The following is a 15,472-nucleotide window of genomic DNA, read 5'->3' as shown; positions in this document are numbered from 1 at the left end:
GCGGAAAGCTGGCGATTCAGTCTGAATCAGGCGGAATCAGCCAAGATCGTGGGCAAACCTCTGGTATCCCTCTGGTAGATGCTCGCACTCTGTGTAGTACCGCTGGCGTAGACTCACGAGCGGCTCGTCTCATTACGTCTCGTGGCGTAGGTCCGTCCCTGCTGGAACGGGAGAGGGCGCGAACATGGCGACAGGCGCTCCCCCATCGACTATTGCCCTTCTAGAAGGCGAACCGACTCCGCAGCTCTCTTTTGCCTAGACCGGAGAGCCTTGGCGCAATCACCATGTCTATGTTGGCCCGGGCGGCTTCCGTCCATTCCGAGCCCGCAACGGCTGCCAGACGTTTGTCCAGCCGCACGAGGACGGAAAAGTGGGTGTACGGGAGCAGGACCGACTCGACGCCGAAGTGGCGCGGAATGCCAACCGTGACACCCAGGAACTGTTCATCGAAACCGGGACGGGCGGAAGGATCCTCCAAATTCAATGCGAGCTGGGCTTGCACCAGGTCATCCATCGCCAGACCGTACCCCTGCCCAGGGCAGAAGGAGGTACATGTCGCGATCACTTTCGGGGCTTCAGTGCTTCTTCTCGAAACTTGATTGGGTCTGGGGTGCCCCGTGCCCTGGAGCTCCGGTGGTGGGAGTCGCAGATAAGTGGATTCGCCGCCAACGGCGCTGCGGCCGATTCCCGATTCGGAGTGCGCTCCAAATTCCTTGGTTTGCGGCCGCCGCGGCGGCACGGACGAATGTATCGTCGGGGCCATAGTGCCTTGCTTTGGGCTACCAGAGACTACGACAATGACCAGCGAGCCGGGCCTCCGCCACCGTTCTGAAGGATTAGCACCCAGAGGACACGGGGCGGGAGCAGGCAGGGGAGATGAGGTTCGGGCCGGCGCTCAAGGGTTGCGATGTCCCAGGTCCTGAACCACTCAAGGTACGCAAGACACTCCAGCCCTCTACGGGGCTTGCAGTTGTATCGGGGATGACCATTTACGCAGGCCGACTATGAGGCTTCGGCCATCTCCAAAAGCGGGTGCCAGGAAAACCAGGTGCAACAGGAACCAATAGTGCACAGACAGTCCAGGCGCTGTGAGCAACAATAGGGCCCCTGCCAGGCAAGACGAGAAGGGGCCCACCAGAGAAATCAGAGCAACCTGCCAGCCGAACAGGGTTCCTACCGGGGAGAGCGAAAAGCGAAAGATGTTGACAGATACGTGGAGATCGACCACGCCCGGGCAGATCCGGGCGGTGACCGCGTGGCCAAGCTCATGGATGACGAAGCCGGCCAAAAGGCAACCGAAGTGCAATGCCAGCCACACACCCATCTCGAACAGATAGGAGTCGGCCGTTAGTAGTGCCGCCACAAGACAGGCGGACATCATTGCCGTGAGTCCCAGCAGGGGCCATTTACACCATGCCAGAACCTGCCGCAGTATCAACTGCGGCGAGGGCCTGACTGGCGCGATACTAGGCAGGATGTGAACTCTGCCGCTGTAGAGACTTTTTGTAGGATTTCAACCGATCGAGCATCACGGCAGTGGCTATTGAAAATACCGTGATGACTACAAAGAGGACAAGGATCGGCAGACCATTGGATACGCCGATTTCCAGTCCGGTGGCTCCGTTTTCCAGCTGATGTGGCTCAAAGAATAGTGCACCAAAAAGTCCGGTTTTTCTTACACCGATCTCGGTAGCAGAGAACATAGTCATGATGAAACTGACGACCACCACGGCCATGGTCAGAAAAAATGACACGGTAATGCCTGTCAGGGATCTAAACAGCCACTTCATTGCGTGAGATCAACTCCATTCTTTTCATTCCCAAAATACTGTAGAACACAACTGCGGCATTCAATAGAGCGAGAATCACAATATTGATGGTGATGCTCAGATTAAATATATTCAGACCCAGGGCGACAATCATGATGATAATTAATGCCAGGACAACACCGATGAGAACCGTGAAGGGATTTCCCTTCTCGGGAGGGAAGGCTATGCCGATTAGTGTCGATATAAGGATGTTGCTCAGGCAGAAACCCACAATGGTCAGGATCAGAGTAAATTCTATCCCTTGGAACAATGAGAGGGCCACTACAGGAATCGCTACCGCCATGAAAAGCACGGCTTGGGAGCCAATGAGGCACAAATAGTTATGGCTGAGTTTTCCGGTATGTACTGCCATGCGCCTCAATGGTTCGGAGTTTGAGTAGGCATATATCCCCTGAAAGGTAATCAGAGCCAGGACGAAGGGCGGGATGACAATGTTCTGCAACAGCGTAAACAGTGCGTAGATGATCAAGAATGACACAGCGACTGTGGTCTCGAAACTGCGGACGAGCACGAGCAGGTACGCGCCGAACCTATGCCGGGCCAACCCCGAGGGCAGCACCTTGAAGAACCGTCGGACGGCCACATAGCCCTTGGGGGCGGCGGCAACTATCAGCGCGAGAAAGGCTGTCGATGAGGTGAGGAAAACGAGAATCGCCAGCCAGATACCTTGGTGGGCCTGGAGCGCGGCGTAGACGAGAGGCGGGGCGAAGACGTCATTGTTGTACAAGTAGCTCTCAACGATCCGGTTGCTCAGCTCAGTCGAGTACGGGAAGAGCAGAACCAGCGCGAGTGCGAGAACCATCGGTACCAGAAGGCCGCGGAGACGCGCCAAGCCGGTGACCAGAAGTAGGCGTTCGAGCAGGAAGTAGCCCAAGCTTATGGCAAGGTATGTGGATACGGCCGGGAGCCATATGGATGCCAGGACCTTGGGTATGTAGCTGGCTCCTTCGAGGAGCACTGTTGATAGTGAGAACGCACCGAAGATGAATACCGTCAGACACAATACGATGGTGGATTCGAAGAGGGTGAACGCGAGCGTTCTTTCCTTATTTGTCACCGGCAGCGTGAATGTCAGGCGAAGAAGCTCGTCTGCTTTGAGGAAGAGCACGCGAATCAGTGTGTAGACGATGAGTACCCAGAACCCGACTGATGCGTTGGCTACCTGGAGGACCGGATCCAGCAGTCCTGTTCCGCCAAGATACTGCCGGATTATCACATAGCTCATGAGGCAGAAGCCGGCAAAGGCGAACACCACCAACAGTGCAGCAGACAGCCGGGCGGCCCGGCTTCTGAGCACTCCGCGTCCAAGAACCCGGCGCAGTATAAATTGCCAAAACATCTTAGATAGCAGCAGAACGCTTGTGATTCTCATCTAGGCGATGTCCATTGCTTGAATCAATTCGCGTGTCAGGGCGCCTAGGGATCCACTGGTCTCAAGAATCTCGCGGGTCGGGGACTTCGTGATCAGTGCCCCCATGTTCAGGACCATGACCTCGTCCGCCACATGCTCGAGCATGGCGAAGTCATGACTGCAGAGCAGGACGGACCTGCCGTCGCTCGCAAGGGCCTCAACGTCCTTTTCGAAAGTGTAGACCGCATCCAGATCCACGCCGTTGAGGGTCTCGTCGATCACTGTGAGTTTGCGTTTCAGCGCAAAGGCGCCGATCAACTGGACCTTCTTTCGCATGCCGTGCGAGTAGTCCTCGATGAGATCGTGCTGCCTTCCGTTCATCGAATAACGCTCGAACTGGTCCGCGATATCAGGAAGGTTCATCGGGACGCCGTAAAGGCCGTGGATGAAGCGCAGGTATTCTTCGCCGGTCAGGAACTCGGGGAGGTAGTCGTTGCTCGACAAGTAGATCGAAGCCATTTTTGCACCGCGGTCCTGGCTGCTGCCGGCGTCGATGGTGATCTTCCCATGCTGTATCTTCAGCAAGTCCAGAATGACCTTGATCAGTGTTGATTTGCCGGATCCGTTGGGCCCGATCAGTCCTACAATCTGGTTCTCACGGATATCGAAGGAGACGTCGTGCAGCACCTGCGTGCGGGAGTTATATGAATAGTCGAGATTCTTCACGCTGAGAAGCATTGATTTCCTTTGTTAGCCCACCGTGGTGGCACCCGTAATGCTGGCAGATGCCACCACGACGTTCAGGCTATGAGCGAGTTAGCGGCATTCAACTAGGACGGATACGCCCCACTGGCTCCACTGCCAGTTGCCAGTGAAGCGTCCCTTCCCCTGCGCCAGGCACCAAATTGCCATGGCTGCGAGCAGTACGAAGGCCAGGACCATGAGGACGGCGAGGAGGACGAGGAACCAGGCGTCATACCTCACAATCATGCCGTCAAGCTTAGCCCGCGCCATCGTCATTGTTGCGTCCAGATTGCCTGCAGTTGCTGCGAGCATTGTTCCCCCATTTTTCGGTTTTCATCAAATGCCACGCCATTGTTGATGTGGCAAAGAGGAGCATAGCACCTTTTAATAAATACGGTAGATTAACATTTTGCGAACAACTCTCATGAGTCGATAGCAAAGGTTGGAGACGGCATCGACCGCAGTTCCGGGGACGTGGGGCGGTATATCACTCTTTAACACAATGCCAGATTTATATTGGTCGTCACTGTCGATTCATCCGCCGTATGCCGCCAACATGTGATCTGACCGCACAGTCTAAGAGCAGGGAATACCTGAAAAAGGATTAGGGTTCGGCATCTGTGATCCGGGGCGACTTATTGCGCGTATTCGGGAAGCCGCAAAGGCGACCTGGTCCCGTCAGATATGGTCCGGGCTCACGGCGACGATCGCTTGCTTAAGATCCGGTTAGCTGAAATATCCATTTGTCCCCCAAAGAAAATGTTGCTCGAAATCTAGCCGAAGGGCCGAAGGGTGGTCAAGTCAAACAGACCGTTCCCTGCGCTTGAACGCGCACGGCCATGGAAGACCGTGATCCTTTCGCGGCCGCCTTGGTGCCGTTGCCCGGACCCTATCGATGCTTATGCCTAGCCGGGCGCGATGGTCCGGTTGTCGAGTCCGCGCTAGATTCTGGCGGATTTGTGACGGAACAGGTCGCCGACTTGACACTCCAGGACCTCGCAGAGTGCCGTCAATGTAGAGAACCGGATAGCCCGTGCCCGGTTGTTTTTCAGAACCGAGAGGTTCACCAAACTCACGCCGACCCTGCGGCTCAGCTCCGTCAGGCTCATATCGCGTTCGACAAGCAATTCGTCGAGTCGGCAGTGAATGGCGGAGTAGTCCTCGGCCGGCATCAGACAAGTCCCTCGGTATCCTCTTGCAGCCCACGACCGAACTGGAAGATTCCTGCGACAAGGACAAGGGCAATTCCGGCGAGGAAGGGTGCGACGTTGAAGTTGGACGCGAAGAGAAGAGTTTCGCCGGTGGCTACCTGGCTCGCACCAATGAGCTCTGCGATCCGGCTTCGAGCAGCCGCATCCAGCGTCTGAGCAGCGCTTGCCGAAACGGCGAGGACTATGCCGCTGGCCCCGACAATCCATGCCGACGCCGGGGTAAACAGATTCTCTCTGCGGAGCCGAAAAGCTAGGAGGAAAAGCAGGCCCGCGACAGCGATGAAACTTACCTGATGCAGAACGCCGGCCCAAGCCAAAAGCGCTGCTTCGCCCGATGGAACAAAAGGAAGGGTGGCTTCCATCGCGCTGAATCGTGCGACTGCGTCTGTTCCCAGCCCTGTCGGAAGTTGAGGGGAAGAACGTAGGGGCAGAGTCAACGTCACCGGACCGGTGAACGTTTCAATGATCCCGCAGACAGTCGTGACGGTCGTGACGACAGCTGCCGCGGCACTGGCGATCATGATCACAAGAGCCTCAATCCTGGAGACGATTTTCTTGCTTCTGGCACGCGGGCGCTTCTTGGTCAACTTCACGTCTCCCCCAGTTTTTATCGATGATCGTTAATAACGAATATCGATACCATAGCGGCTTTTTGATGCATGCGCCAGGCCGTGACCATGGGCGGCCTCCCGTCCGGGAAGCGCTCAAAGACCGGCCGTGAACAACTAGGCGCCAATATGAGCTAGGGGCCAAGTCGAAGATTCACCAGTGCTTAGCTCCGAGGGCGGCTCAATTCCGAGGACCAGGCGCATGGATTTCCAGCACTGCCCCATGGTGAGGTCTCGAGCAAGGGCTGGGCTGGTGCGCGCGGACTACCGGGGGCAGGGCGTGGGGCAACAACTGCTGAGAATACTCGGAGCATCGCTGGCGGGAACGGACCTCGAAGGAATCTACGCCTGGGGTAAAAACCCAGGGCTCACCGGCAACGCATGGGAACAGGGGAACGAGCTGACGCTGCGTCAGCTTCGTCTTGATGAATCGGAGATGTCGTCGCCCTATTCCGTCGATGCAAATGTTCCAGTCCTGGATTTCTGCAACATACAGCAGCAGCTGGCTGCAGAGGTCCCGGGTGGTCTGTTCTTGGATGCCACCTACTACGCCAGTCTTTGCTGCGGCCCAAGTTCGGAGATTACCAATTTCGTCGTCCGGTGCGATGGCTCAGTGATCGCCTGCGGATGGGGTATCTCGTCAATCACCGCTGGATCCATAACTGTCAGTGATATTTTTGTCGCTCCCGGGCATACGGTGCGCAGTGTCCTTCTAGCTGTGCACCGAAGCGGAAGCTACGTGACCATGCGCATTCTCGACGGCGGCAACTGGGGGCACCTTGACGATTACGAGACGGAACGGGTTTTTGTGGCATACCTATACAGTCACTTCACCCGAGACGAATCGGGTGTCCGGGGCATTCATCTGAGGACACCCTTCTACTTTTAAGGCTAGGGCTGAGGGGCTACGGTGCCGGGACGGGTACTACCGCTTCCGGGTTGTCTTGTGAGTGGACGTCGAGTGCCTCGGGAAATTTCGTCCAGGACCGAATCGGTGAGAGAAGGATGGGGGTGGCGGACGCGGCGGCAACCAGCGCCCATACCCAAAGCACGGGAATGACGCCGGTTGCGAGTGCCAGGACTCCGCCGCCGATACTGGCCACAGGCATGATACCTAGGGAGAAGAGCCGGTAGGTGGACATAACTCTTCCCATCAGGTGGTGCGGAACGAGCCGGGGAATGATGCCGGCCCCCGCCAACCCGGACAGAATGACGAAGAAGGACCAGCCAAATCCCGAGACACCAATCCACACGACCGGAGCCAGCCCCAGAAAGGGTGCCACAGGGACGAGGATGACGAATCCGGCGCTGGCCAGGCTCGCGGCGATCTTGGTTCTGCCGACGCCGAGACGTCGTGTGATGCGAGTGGCCGTCATGGAAGCGACCAGACCCCCTGCTGCTGACAGTGCGCCCAGCAATACGAATTGATCCATGGGGATGTTCAGGATTTGCAGGGCGAAAATGACTTTGGCAGCGGCGCCGAACATACTTGCGGCATTGACCAGCGCAACGGAGATCATCAAGGAGCGAATCAAGGGATGGCTCAATGTGTAGCCGAGGCCATCGCGTGCCTCGGTCCAGAACTTGTCGGGGGCTTCTGCTCGTGACGACCGATCTTGTGGGAGTCTGCCGGTCATGACCGCTGAGAACAAGTAGGCTGCGCCCGCAATGAAAAGCAGGGCAGGAGCGGACACGACTTTGACAATCAGTCCCACAATCCCAGGCGTGGCTATGGCCAAGCCGCTCTGCACGGACTGCACTTTTGCGTAGCCGTCTCCCAGTTCGCTTCCTTTCAGCAGCGTCGGCATCATAGCGGACTGCGCAGTCGTGAAAACGACGTCAGCTACGCTGACGACGGCAGCGACTGCAAAGAGGTGCCAAATGCTGAGCATTCCAAGGAAATAGGCGATCGGCACCGAGGCAACTGCAGCGGCACGGAAAACATTGACTATGACCAAAGTCGATTTCTTCGACCACCGGTCCACTAGAACGCCGGCCGGCACTCCGAGCAGCAAGAATGCCGCCATGCCCAGCGCGTTCAGAACACTGGTCTGGAACGCCCCGGCGCCAAGAACGCCAACGGCGATAACCGGCAACATCGAACGAAGCACGTCGTCGCCGATTCCGTCGCCGATGCTCGCCATGAACAACTTTCGAAAAGCCGCAGGCATAACGAATTTGGCCTGTCGATCATGCCCTCCCCAGGCGCTGCTTCGATTGGCCGTATTCTTGATGAAAGCTATGAGACGTAAGGTCATACCTGACTATAGTCAGGCTGAACCTGACATTCATGCCAGGAACCCGCTTGTTTGGAGAACGTGTCGATGCCCGGAAATAACCGTCCTCGCGATTTTTGCGCCTTCTGCGGGCTGACGCCGTCCGAGCACCAGCGCCTCGTGGCCGGACCGGGCGTCACCATATGCGAACCGTGCGTGGCCGCAGCCGTCAAGATCCTCAGCGACACCAGCACCCGACGGTTACCCCAATCGATAGGTCCCGTCTGGGAACAAATGTCCGACGGGGAAATACTGCAGCACTTGCCAGAAATTTCTCGGGTAAGCGTCAAAGTCGAAGAGCAACTGCGGATCTGGGTCCGAGCCGCCCGAGAACGAAAGATTACCTGGTCCCAAATAGGAGAGGCTCTGCACATCACTCGCCAATCGGCTTGGGAGCGATTCAAGGACCATCTATGATCGCCCGAAGCAGCAGAAGCGTCGCCCCGCCAATTGCGTCAACTCTGATTAGTACTATCCGGAAATTGCCCGTTTGAAGCTGTGTGCGAGTCAGTAGGAGTGTGTGCGGGTTTCGATGATGGTGCCATTCGGTCGGCCGGTTTCTTGCTTGAATATGGGGACATGGATTTCCGGCCGCCGGTGTTCCATGATCTGAGGCACACGGCCGTCAGCCTGTATCTGTCCGTGACCAAGAACGTCAAGCATGTGCAGCGTATAGCCGGTCACAAGGACGGTACGACGACGATCAACACCTACGGCGCACTGTTCGATGACGACTTCTTCAAGGCCGCGGCCGGGCTGGATTCGCTGATCAAATGACGAAAGCCGGGAAACCTCCTCTGGTAAACCTCTGGTAGGCCGAGGGCGTTCCTTTAACGCCATCGATTGCTCCGTAGGTGCCCTTCTGACGGGTCGAAAGGGCGCTTACGGAGCAGCCGATGATGAGGCGGGCGGCGAATTCCACGGCGGCCGCCGGTTGGGGGCCGGGCCGCCGGCCGGGCTAGACTCGCACGCTGGGGAAAGAACACCAAGGCCGCCGGCAGCCCGGTCCGGGCGGGCGGCGCAATCTCAACCGAAAAGTGATTCTGCAACGTGACTTCGAAGAAAATTGCCCGTCCTCTCACAGCAGCCGCCCTCCTCGCAGCCCTGGCCCTTGCCGGCTGCTCGGCCCCGCAGGCCGGCAGCGCGCCGTCGTCCGCCGCGGCAACGTCCAGTGCCTCGGCGTCCGCTACGCCGACCCCCAGCAAGACCTCCGGGCCGTTCGGCGGTTTCACCAGTGCCGCGGAGGCGTGCGCCAAGATCTCGGAGCAGGCCACCGGTGCCACGCTCCTTCCGATGTCGGCGGCCCAGGGCAAGACGGCGGAACTGGAACAGTCCAAGGCGGAACTGGCCCAGACCGCGGAGCTCGTCCCGGACAGCCTCAAGGCCGATTTCGCCAACCTCAAGGACGTGGCCATTGCCGGCGTCACCGACCAGACTGTCTTCTCCAGCGGCAAGCTCCAGACTGCAATGGCGCCCGTGACAACCTGGATCGCCACGAACTGCAAGTAGCCCGCCCGGGGCGTCGGCGCTGATCCGCCCCCGCTGCTGACAGGCGGACGCTGATCGTGCTCCCCGCCGCACACCGCCCGCTCCCACGGCCCTCACCTGCGACGGCTGTGGGGACGGGCGCTGCAAGATTCCCCCGCGCGGCCCAAGTCAGGGACTAGGGTTGTGTCAAAAGAGAAGGGGGAGTGCGTTATGGAATACCAGAATTCTCAACCCGGGGCCGGACCTGCGGCTCAACCCGGGGCCGGACCTGCGGCCGAACCCGTGGCCGGGCTGCCGGCTGCAGCCGGTGTCCACGTTGCCCGCGCCGAGGCCGAACCCGCGCCCGGGCTGCCCGTTCCGGTGGGCACCGGGCGCACCGTCATTTCAGAAGCCGCCGTCGCCAAGGTCGCGGGCATTGCCGCCCGATCGGTACCGGGCGTCTACTCGCTCGGATCGGGACCCTCTCGCGCCCTGGGCGCCATCCGCGACGCGGTCGGCAGCGCCGACCACGCAGCGGGCGTCCGCGTGGAAATCGGCGAAACCCAGGTGGCCGTGGACATCGACCTCGTCGCGGTGTACGGCACCCCCCTGCATTCCCTCGCCAACCAGATCCGCGCCGCCGTCTACTCCGCCGTGGAGGAACTGGTGGGGCTGGAGGTGATCGAGGTAAATATCGAGATCAATGACGTTTATGTGCCCGGCCCGGCCAAACCGGCCGCGCCCGCCGAGGTCCGGCCGGTCAGGGAGGCCATCCAATGAGTCTGACGGTAGTGGGAATCGCCATCGGGGCCTTCGTGGCTTTCATGTCCTTCCAGTTCGGTGTGTGGGGCTTCCTCGGCGCCCTGTTCTTCATGGGCATCGGCGCGCTCTTTGGCCGGGCGGCCGAGGGGAAGCTGGACCTGCGCAGTGTGCTCGACGCCCTCACGGGCCGGCGTTCCTCTTCATGAGCATCACGGCTGGGACGCCGACCCGCGGCGCCGCGTTGGCCGGGCATAACCGCATCAGCACCCAGGCCCTGACCAGCGTGGCGCGGGCGGCGGCGGGTGAGGCCCTGGGTGTACCGGCGCACGACGTGCGCGCCGCGTGGTCCGACGACGACGGGCTGCTCGCCCTGTCCCTGGTCATGCCCGTCGCCGTCCCGCCCCTCACAGTGGTCCTCCGGGATCCGGGCCGTGTCGCGGGCTTCGGCGGTTCCATTTGGGAGCGTGCCGTGGCCGCCAAGGCCGAAATCCTGAGTCGCGTGACCGAACTGACCGGAGCGCAGCTGAGCCGCGTGGACATCCGCATCAGCGGTGCAACTGTGCGCGGGGGAGGTCGGGTGCATTGAGCCAGGACACCCAGAACGCCGGCATCGGCTCCGGCCCGGACGGCGCCGGCGCGGCGCCGGAGAGCGGACCGTTGGGTTCCGGTGCCGCGGGCATGGACCGGGTGCTGAAACGGGAGATGCACTCCTCGCGGGCCGTCGTCTCCGTGATCGCGGCAGCCCTGGTCATGGCCGTCTGCGCTTATGCGCTGCTCGAGACGGCGGTCCGCGCGATCGGGCAGCCGCCGTGGCTTATCGATCCGCAAACGGCAGCCGAACGGGTGGTCGCCCTCCCGGCGGGTGTCCCGCCGCTTTTGCTCTTCGTCACCGGCGCGGTGATCGCGATGGTGGGATTGTTTTTCTTCCTCAACGCCGTGCTGCCGGGCCGGAAGGCACGGCACCTGCTCCCGGACCGCCGGGCCGCCGTCGTGGTGGACGATGAGGTGATCGCCGCCGCCCTGGCCCGCCGGGCCCGGCTGGCTGCCAACGTGGCACGGGAACAGGTGATGGTGACCGTGTCGCGGAACCGGGTCATGGTCAGCGTCCGGCCAACCTCCGGTGTGCCGCTGCGCCCGGACGCCGTCCTTGAGGCCGTGCGCCGGGAATTGCAGGAAATGGGGCCATGGCCCATGCCAGAAGTGCGGATCCAGGTATCCACCGCCGGGGTGGTGGGGGCATGAACAACACTCCCCGGGTCCTTAACCGCATCCTGATCGGCATCCTTGGCATCAAGGTTTTCGCCGTTGGCATCCTCCTGATTCTGCTTGTCAGCGTCCCCGCCGTCGCCGCGTGGTGGCACGTTTGGGCGGGCGGCGTCTTGATCTTCTGGTTCGATTTGTTTGAACGGACGCAGTTGCCCCGCAGCCAGGAGAGCTGGCTGTGGATTGCCATCTGCCTGGGGCTGGTGGTGGTGCTTGGCCTGATGGTGGCTTGGGTGGCCCAGCAGGGCAAAGGCCGGACCAGCCTGATCGTGGCCGAGGAGGACCCGGGATCCGTTCCTGGCAGCGTCGGAATCGGCGGCGGCGTAGCTGAGCAGGCGATCCGTGCGGCCCTCGCGGACCGGTCCGATCTGGCCGGCGTCACGGTGGGCGCCTACGAAATCCGGGGCGAGCCGGCCCTCAAAATTTGGGTGGAGCCACGCCAGGGGGTCGCCCCGCACGCGCTCGCCGCCGAACTCTCGGCCCTGGTGGAGGCGCTCGACGCCGTGATCGGCAAGCGCACCCCGGTCCTGATCCACATCGGATCCGGGGCGAGATCGCGGTTCGGCCGGGCCGAACGGGTCCGCTGAGGCGGGTCCCGACGGGTCCCACGCAATCTCCTTTGCATAAAGGTTTCATGTAAACGCTTGCATTCCTCGCCATCTGTTGATTACTGTGATGGTCGGCACACAGACTACACGGCCGTTTTTCACCGGTACTCAGCGAGGAGCACTCCAGTATGAAAACCCGCAATTTCCTACTTCCCGTCGCCACGGCAGGCATTTTGGCTATTACCCTCTCGGCATGTGGCGGCGGCGGTGGCGGCACTACTGGCGGCAGCGACGCCGCCTCGCAGGGCCTGGACGGACGCGGCCCCATCACCTACGTTCAGGGCAAGGACAACAGCAACGTTGTCCGTCCGCTGATCGACAAGTGGAACGCAGCCCACCCGAATGAGAAGGTCACCTTCAAGGAGCAGACGGACCAGGCCGACCAGCAGCACGACGACCTCGTCCAGCACTTCCAGGCCAAGGATGCCGGCTACGACGTCGCGAGCGTCGACGTCGTCTGGACTGCGGAATTCGCTGCCAAGGGCTGGCTGCAGCCGCTCAAGGACAAGATGGCGCTGGACACCTCGGCCATGCTGAAGCCGACCGTTGACGCCGCCTCCTACAAGGGCACGCTCTACGCGGCACCGGAATCCTCCGACGGCGGCATCCTGTACTACCGCAAGGACCTGGTCCCCACGCCCCCGAAGACCTGGGACGAGATGGTCAGCATGTGCTCAGTAGCCAAGGCCAACAACATTGGCTGCTACTCCGGCCAGTTCAAGAAGTACGAGGGACTGACCGTCAACGCCTCCGAGGCGATCAACTCCGCCGGCGGGTCCGTGCTGGACAAGGACGGCAAGCCCAGCCTGAACACCCCCGAGGCCAAGGCCGGCCTGGAAAACCTGACCAAGGCCTACGCCGACGGAGACATTCCGAAGGAAGCCATCACGTTCCAGGAAGAGGAAAGCCGCCAGGCATTCCAGGACGGCAAGCTGCTCTTCCTGCGCAACTGGCCCTACGTCTACAACCTGGCCACCACTGAAGGCTCCTCCAAGGTCAAGGACGTCCTGGGCATGACCGCCCTCCCGGGCAAGGCCGGCCCGGGCGCCTCGTCCCTCGGCGGCCACAGCGCCGCTGTCAGCGTCTACTCGAAGAACAAGGCCACGGCCCTGGACTTCCTGAAGTTCCTCACCACGGAAGAGACCCAGAAGTTCTTCGCCACGCAGGGTTCGCTCGCTCCGGTGCTCGGCAAGCTCTACGACGACAAGGAACTCGTCGCCAAGCTGCCGTACCTGCCGGTCCTGAAGACCTCGATCGAGAACGCCGTGCCGCGTCCGGTTACCCCGTTCTACCCGGCCGTTACCAAGGCCATCCAGGAAAACGCGTACTCGGCCATCAAGGGTGAGAAGACCGTAGACGCTGCCCTGTCCGACATGCAGAAGTCCATCGAGTCCGCTAGCGCGGGACAGTAGGTCCATCATGGCAACTGAATTAGGCCCGACGTCGGTCAAGGCACCGACGTCGGGCGGGGCCCCGATCCACCACGCACCCAAGGGTGTTGGGGAGGACAACCGCATCGCGACGCAGGGGCGCTGGGCAGCCTGGCTCCTGGCGCCGACCATCCTCGCACTGTCGGTCGTGATCGTCTACCCGATCATCACCGCCATTGTGATGTCATTCCAGAAGGATGCCGGCCTGGACCCCGCCACGGGTCTCTTCACCGAAGGCGGCCCGGCCGGCCTCTCGAACTACTACAACTGGATTTTCCAGCAGTGCCCGGCTCCTGGCGGCGGAACGGTTGACTGCCCGCCGGGTACCCTCGGCGCACAGTTCTGGTCCGCCACCGGCACCACGTTCTTCTTCACGATCGTCACGGTGGCACTGGAAACGGTGCTCGGCTTCTGGATGGCCGTCATCATGGCACGGGCCTTCAAGGGCCGCAGCCTGGTCCGTGCAGCCGTCCTGGTGCCGTGGGCCATCCCCACCGCCGTCACGGCCAAGCTGTGGCTGTTCATCTTCGCCTTCGAAGGCATCGGCAACAAGCTCTTCAACACCACAGTCCTGTGGACCGGCAGCGAATGGCCGGCCCGGTGGGCAGTGATCATCGCGGATGTCTGGAAGACCACCCCGTTCATGGCGCTGCTGATTCTCGCCGGCCTGCAGATGATTCCCGCGGAGGTGTACGAGGCAGCCAAGGTCGACGGCGCCTCAGCCTGGCAGCGGTTCCGGATGATCACCCTGCCGCTGGTGAAGCCGGCGCTCATGGTGGCCATATTGTTCCGCACCCTGGATGCACTGCGCATGTTCGACCTGCCGTACATCCTGACGGGCGGAGCCAACAACACCACCACTTTGTCCATCCTGGTGATCAACCAAATCAGGCAGGGCTTCAACGCGGCGGCGGCCTTGTCCACCATCACGTTCATCATCATCTTTCTGGTGGCTTTCATCTTCGTACGCTTCCTTGGAGCGAACGTGGTGGAGCAGCAGACCGGCGCAGGTAAGGGGAAGAAATGACCGCCGCGACGAGCGCCGCAACCGAGCTGCGCGCAGAGCAGGACCGGGGGCGGAAGGTCGCGCAGAACCGCGAGAAGTGGGCCCAATCACGGACCTATATCAGTGCGGTCGTGATCCTCTTCTGGTGCCTGGCTCCGGCCTACTGGATGGTGGTGACGGCGTTCCGCGATGTCGGCTACACATACGACACCTCGATCCTGCCGACCCACGTGACGCTGGACAACTTCAAGACGGCGTTCGACACCTCCTTCGGCAACCACTTCGGCCAGGCACTGCTCAACAGCCTCTTCATCGGTACCGTCGTCACCATCGTTTCGCTGGTGATCGGCGTGTTTGCCGCCTACGCCCTGGCCCGCCTGAACTTCAAGTTCAAGTACCTCGTGCTGGGCTTCATCCTGGGAGCGTCCATGTTCCCCGGCGTCGCCCTCATCACACCGCTGTTCCAGCTGTTCACGAACATCGGCTGGATGGGCACCTACCAGGCCCTGATCATCCCGAACATCTCGTTCGTGCTGCCGCTGACCGTCTACACCATGACCTCCTTCTTCCGGGAGATGCCCTGGGAGCTGGAAGAATCGGCGCGGGTCGACGGATGCACGCAGGGTCAGGCCTTCCGGAAGGTCATCATGCCGCTGGCCGCCCCGGCAATCTTCACGACGGCCATCCTGGCATTCATCTCCTCGTGGAATGAGTTCCTGATCGCCAGCCAGCTCTCCAGCGACGCAACGCAGCCGGTCACCGTGGCCATTGCCAGCTTCGCCGGTGCGCAGCCCAACCAGATCCCGTACACCGCCATCATGGCGGCGGGCACCATCGTGACCATTCCCTTGGTCATCCTGGTGCTCGTCTTCCAGCGTAAGATCGTCGCCGGTCTCACCGCCGGTGCGGTTAAATGA

Annotated in this window: 21 protein-coding genes; 12 read left to right on the top strand and 9 right to left on the bottom strand. The window is 61.0% G+C overall.

What is annotated here, in order from left to right:
* Positions 1 to 220: 220 nt before the first annotated feature.
* The 8 genes from AC1DDO_RS06530 to AC1DDO_RS06495 form a co-directional block, all read right to left on the bottom strand.
* Complete coding sequence (locus AC1DDO_RS06530; RefSeq protein WP_476866983.1) at positions 221 to 514, bottom strand: hypothetical protein; 294 nt, start codon at positions 512 to 514, stop codon at positions 221 to 223.
* 441 nt (positions 515 to 955) lie between these two features.
* Complete coding sequence (locus tag AC1DDO_RS06525) at positions 956 to 1,381, bottom strand: hypothetical protein (protein ID WP_476866984.1); 426 nt, start codon at positions 1,379 to 1,381, stop codon at positions 956 to 958.
* Between the two features lie 85 nt (positions 1,382 to 1,466).
* Positions 1,467 to 1,790 (bottom strand): hypothetical protein, encoded by a 324-nt coding sequence (locus AC1DDO_RS06520; protein WP_476866985.1) that lies wholly within the window; start codon positions 1,788 to 1,790, stop codon positions 1,467 to 1,469.
* Positions 1,774 to 3,201: a hypothetical protein gene (locus tag AC1DDO_RS06515; protein WP_476971629.1), complete on the bottom strand. Its 1,428-nt coding sequence runs from the start codon at positions 3,199 to 3,201 to the stop codon at positions 1,774 to 1,776. Before AC1DDO_RS06515 ends, AC1DDO_RS06520 begins: the two co-directional genes overlap by 17 nt.
* On the bottom strand, positions 3,202 to 3,918 hold the full coding sequence (locus AC1DDO_RS06510; RefSeq protein WP_476866987.1) for an ATP-binding cassette domain-containing protein: 717 nt from the start codon (positions 3,916 to 3,918) through the stop codon (positions 3,202 to 3,204). It abuts the gene before it with no gap.
* Between the two features lie 78 nt (positions 3,919 to 3,996).
* Positions 3,997 to 4,236, bottom strand: coding sequence for a hypothetical protein (locus AC1DDO_RS06505; protein ID WP_476866988.1), 240 nt, complete (start codon positions 4,234 to 4,236; stop codon positions 3,997 to 3,999).
* 629 nt (positions 4,237 to 4,865) lie between these two features.
* Complete coding sequence (locus AC1DDO_RS06500) at positions 4,866 to 5,096, bottom strand: helix-turn-helix domain-containing protein (protein ID WP_476866989.1); 231 nt, start codon at positions 5,094 to 5,096, stop codon at positions 4,866 to 4,868.
* Positions 5,096 to 5,728, bottom strand: coding sequence for a hypothetical protein (locus tag AC1DDO_RS06495; RefSeq protein ID WP_476866990.1), 633 nt, complete (start codon positions 5,726 to 5,728; stop codon positions 5,096 to 5,098). Before AC1DDO_RS06495 ends, AC1DDO_RS06500 begins: the two co-directional genes overlap by 1 nt.
* 217 nt (positions 5,729 to 5,945) lie before the next feature.
* On the opposite strand from AC1DDO_RS06495, the gene AC1DDO_RS06490 reads away from it, so the two are divergent.
* Positions 5,946 to 6,632: a hypothetical protein gene (locus tag AC1DDO_RS06490; protein WP_476866991.1), complete on the top strand. Its 687-nt coding sequence runs from the start codon at positions 5,946 to 5,948 to the stop codon at positions 6,630 to 6,632.
* A 16-nt stretch (positions 6,633 to 6,648) separates the two neighbouring features.
* On the opposite strand, the gene AC1DDO_RS06485 is transcribed toward AC1DDO_RS06490, so the two are convergent.
* Positions 6,649 to 8,001, bottom strand: coding sequence for an MFS transporter (locus AC1DDO_RS06485; protein WP_476866992.1), 1,353 nt, complete (start codon positions 7,999 to 8,001; stop codon positions 6,649 to 6,651).
* 66 nt (positions 8,002 to 8,067) lie between these two features.
* Here AC1DDO_RS06485 and AC1DDO_RS06480 point away from each other — a divergent pair, with 66 nt between their 5' ends.
* The 11 genes from AC1DDO_RS06480 to AC1DDO_RS06430 all read left to right on the top strand — a co-directional run bounded on the left by AC1DDO_RS06480 (position 8,068) and on the right by AC1DDO_RS06430 (position 15,472).
* The gene (locus AC1DDO_RS06480) at positions 8,068 to 8,436 is read left to right on the top strand and encodes a ClpX C4-type zinc finger protein (RefSeq protein WP_476867082.1); all 369 of its coding nucleotides are present in this window, start codon (positions 8,068 to 8,070) and stop codon (positions 8,434 to 8,436) included.
* Positions 8,437 to 8,598: 162 nt separating this feature from the next.
* Positions 8,599 to 8,796: a tyrosine-type recombinase/integrase gene (locus tag AC1DDO_RS06475; protein ID WP_476866993.1), complete on the top strand. Its 198-nt coding sequence runs from the start codon at positions 8,599 to 8,601 to the stop codon at positions 8,794 to 8,796.
* A 273-nt stretch (positions 8,797 to 9,069) separates the two neighbouring features.
* Entirely contained in the window at positions 9,070 to 9,528 is a 459-nt protein-coding gene (locus AC1DDO_RS06470) for a hypothetical protein (RefSeq protein ID WP_476866994.1), read from the top strand.
* A 189-nt stretch (positions 9,529 to 9,717) separates the two neighbouring features.
* Positions 9,718 to 10,266, top strand: coding sequence for an Asp23/Gls24 family envelope stress response protein (locus tag AC1DDO_RS06465; RefSeq protein ID WP_476866995.1), 549 nt, complete (start codon positions 9,718 to 9,720; stop codon positions 10,264 to 10,266).
* On the top strand, positions 10,263 to 10,454 hold the full coding sequence (locus AC1DDO_RS06460; RefSeq protein WP_390201824.1) for a hypothetical protein: 192 nt from the start codon (positions 10,263 to 10,265) through the stop codon (positions 10,452 to 10,454). Before AC1DDO_RS06465 ends, AC1DDO_RS06460 begins: the two co-directional genes overlap by 4 nt.
* Positions 10,451 to 10,834 (top strand): hypothetical protein, encoded by a 384-nt coding sequence (locus AC1DDO_RS06455; RefSeq protein ID WP_476866996.1) that lies wholly within the window; start codon positions 10,451 to 10,453, stop codon positions 10,832 to 10,834. Before AC1DDO_RS06460 ends, AC1DDO_RS06455 begins: the two co-directional genes overlap by 4 nt.
* A complete protein-coding gene (locus AC1DDO_RS06450) occupies positions 10,831 to 11,490 on the top strand; it encodes a hypothetical protein (RefSeq protein WP_476866997.1) in 660 nt (219 codons plus the stop codon). The genes AC1DDO_RS06455 and AC1DDO_RS06450 overlap by 4 nt, the downstream gene beginning before the upstream one ends.
* Entirely contained in the window at positions 11,487 to 12,098 is a 612-nt protein-coding gene (locus tag AC1DDO_RS06445; RefSeq protein ID WP_476866998.1) for a hypothetical protein, read from the top strand. Before AC1DDO_RS06450 ends, AC1DDO_RS06445 begins: the two co-directional genes overlap by 4 nt.
* Positions 12,099 to 12,247: 149 nt before the next feature.
* Entirely contained in the window at positions 12,248 to 13,531 is a 1,284-nt protein-coding gene (locus AC1DDO_RS06440) for an ABC transporter substrate-binding protein (RefSeq protein WP_476866999.1), read from the top strand.
* Positions 13,532 to 13,538: 7 nt separating this feature from the next.
* The gene (locus AC1DDO_RS06435) at positions 13,539 to 14,576 is read left to right on the top strand and encodes a carbohydrate ABC transporter permease (protein ID WP_476867000.1); all 1,038 of its coding nucleotides are present in this window, start codon (positions 13,539 to 13,541) and stop codon (positions 14,574 to 14,576) included.
* A complete protein-coding gene (locus AC1DDO_RS06430; RefSeq protein ID WP_441408132.1) occupies positions 14,573 to 15,472 on the top strand; it encodes a carbohydrate ABC transporter permease in 900 nt (299 codons plus the stop codon). Before AC1DDO_RS06435 ends, AC1DDO_RS06430 begins: the two co-directional genes overlap by 4 nt.

Source organism: Arthrobacter sp. 10N43, from assembly GCF_056394525.1.
Note: the sequence above shows the minus strand (reverse complement) of the source record. Positions and strands in the feature narration are given on the sequence as shown.

Coding starts and splice junctions, on each gene's coding strand:
- AC1DDO_RS06530 (WP_476866983.1), bottom strand. CDS start 514: ATGGATGACCTGGTGCAAGCCCAGCTCGCATTGAATTTGGAGGATCCT.
- AC1DDO_RS06525 (WP_476866984.1), bottom strand. CDS start 1,381: ATGATGTCCGCCTGTCTTGTGGCGGCACTACTAACGGCCGACTCCTAT.
- AC1DDO_RS06520 (WP_476866985.1), bottom strand. CDS start 1,790: ATGAAGTGGCTGTTTAGATCCCTGACAGGCATTACCGTGTCATTTTTT.
- AC1DDO_RS06515 (WP_476971629.1), bottom strand. CDS start 3,201: ATGAGAATCACAAGCGTTCTGCTGCTATCTAAGATGTTTTGGCAATTT.
- AC1DDO_RS06510 (WP_476866987.1), bottom strand. CDS start 3,918: ATGCTTCTCAGCGTGAAGAATCTCGACTATTCATATAACTCCCGCACG.
- AC1DDO_RS06505 (WP_476866988.1), bottom strand. CDS start 4,236: ATGCTCGCAGCAACTGCAGGCAATCTGGACGCAACAATGACGATGGCG.
- AC1DDO_RS06500 (WP_476866989.1), bottom strand. CDS start 5,096: ATGCCGGCCGAGGACTACTCCGCCATTCACTGCCGACTCGACGAATTG.
- AC1DDO_RS06490 (WP_476866991.1), top strand. CDS start 5,946: ATGGATTTCCAGCACTGCCCCATGGTGAGGTCTCGAGCAAGGGCTGGG.
- AC1DDO_RS06485 (WP_476866992.1), bottom strand. CDS start 8,001: ATGACCTTACGTCTCATAGCTTTCATCAAGAATACGGCCAATCGAAGC.
- AC1DDO_RS06480 (WP_476867082.1), top strand. CDS start 8,068: ATGCCCGGAAATAACCGTCCTCGCGATTTTTGCGCCTTCTGCGGGCTG.
- AC1DDO_RS06475 (WP_476866993.1), top strand. CDS start 8,599: ATGGATTTCCGGCCGCCGGTGTTCCATGATCTGAGGCACACGGCCGTC.
- AC1DDO_RS06465 (WP_476866995.1), top strand. CDS start 9,718: ATGGAATACCAGAATTCTCAACCCGGGGCCGGACCTGCGGCTCAACCC.
- AC1DDO_RS06460 (WP_390201824.1), top strand. CDS start 10,263: ATGAGTCTGACGGTAGTGGGAATCGCCATCGGGGCCTTCGTGGCTTTC.
- AC1DDO_RS06455 (WP_476866996.1), top strand. CDS start 10,451: ATGAGCATCACGGCTGGGACGCCGACCCGCGGCGCCGCGTTGGCCGGG.
- AC1DDO_RS06445 (WP_476866998.1), top strand. CDS start 11,487: ATGAACAACACTCCCCGGGTCCTTAACCGCATCCTGATCGGCATCCTT.
- AC1DDO_RS06440 (WP_476866999.1), top strand. CDS start 12,248: ATGAAAACCCGCAATTTCCTACTTCCCGTCGCCACGGCAGGCATTTTG.
- AC1DDO_RS06435 (WP_476867000.1), top strand. CDS start 13,539: ATGGCAACTGAATTAGGCCCGACGTCGGTCAAGGCACCGACGTCGGGC.
- AC1DDO_RS06430 (WP_441408132.1), top strand. CDS start 14,573: ATGACCGCCGCGACGAGCGCCGCAACCGAGCTGCGCGCAGAGCAGGAC.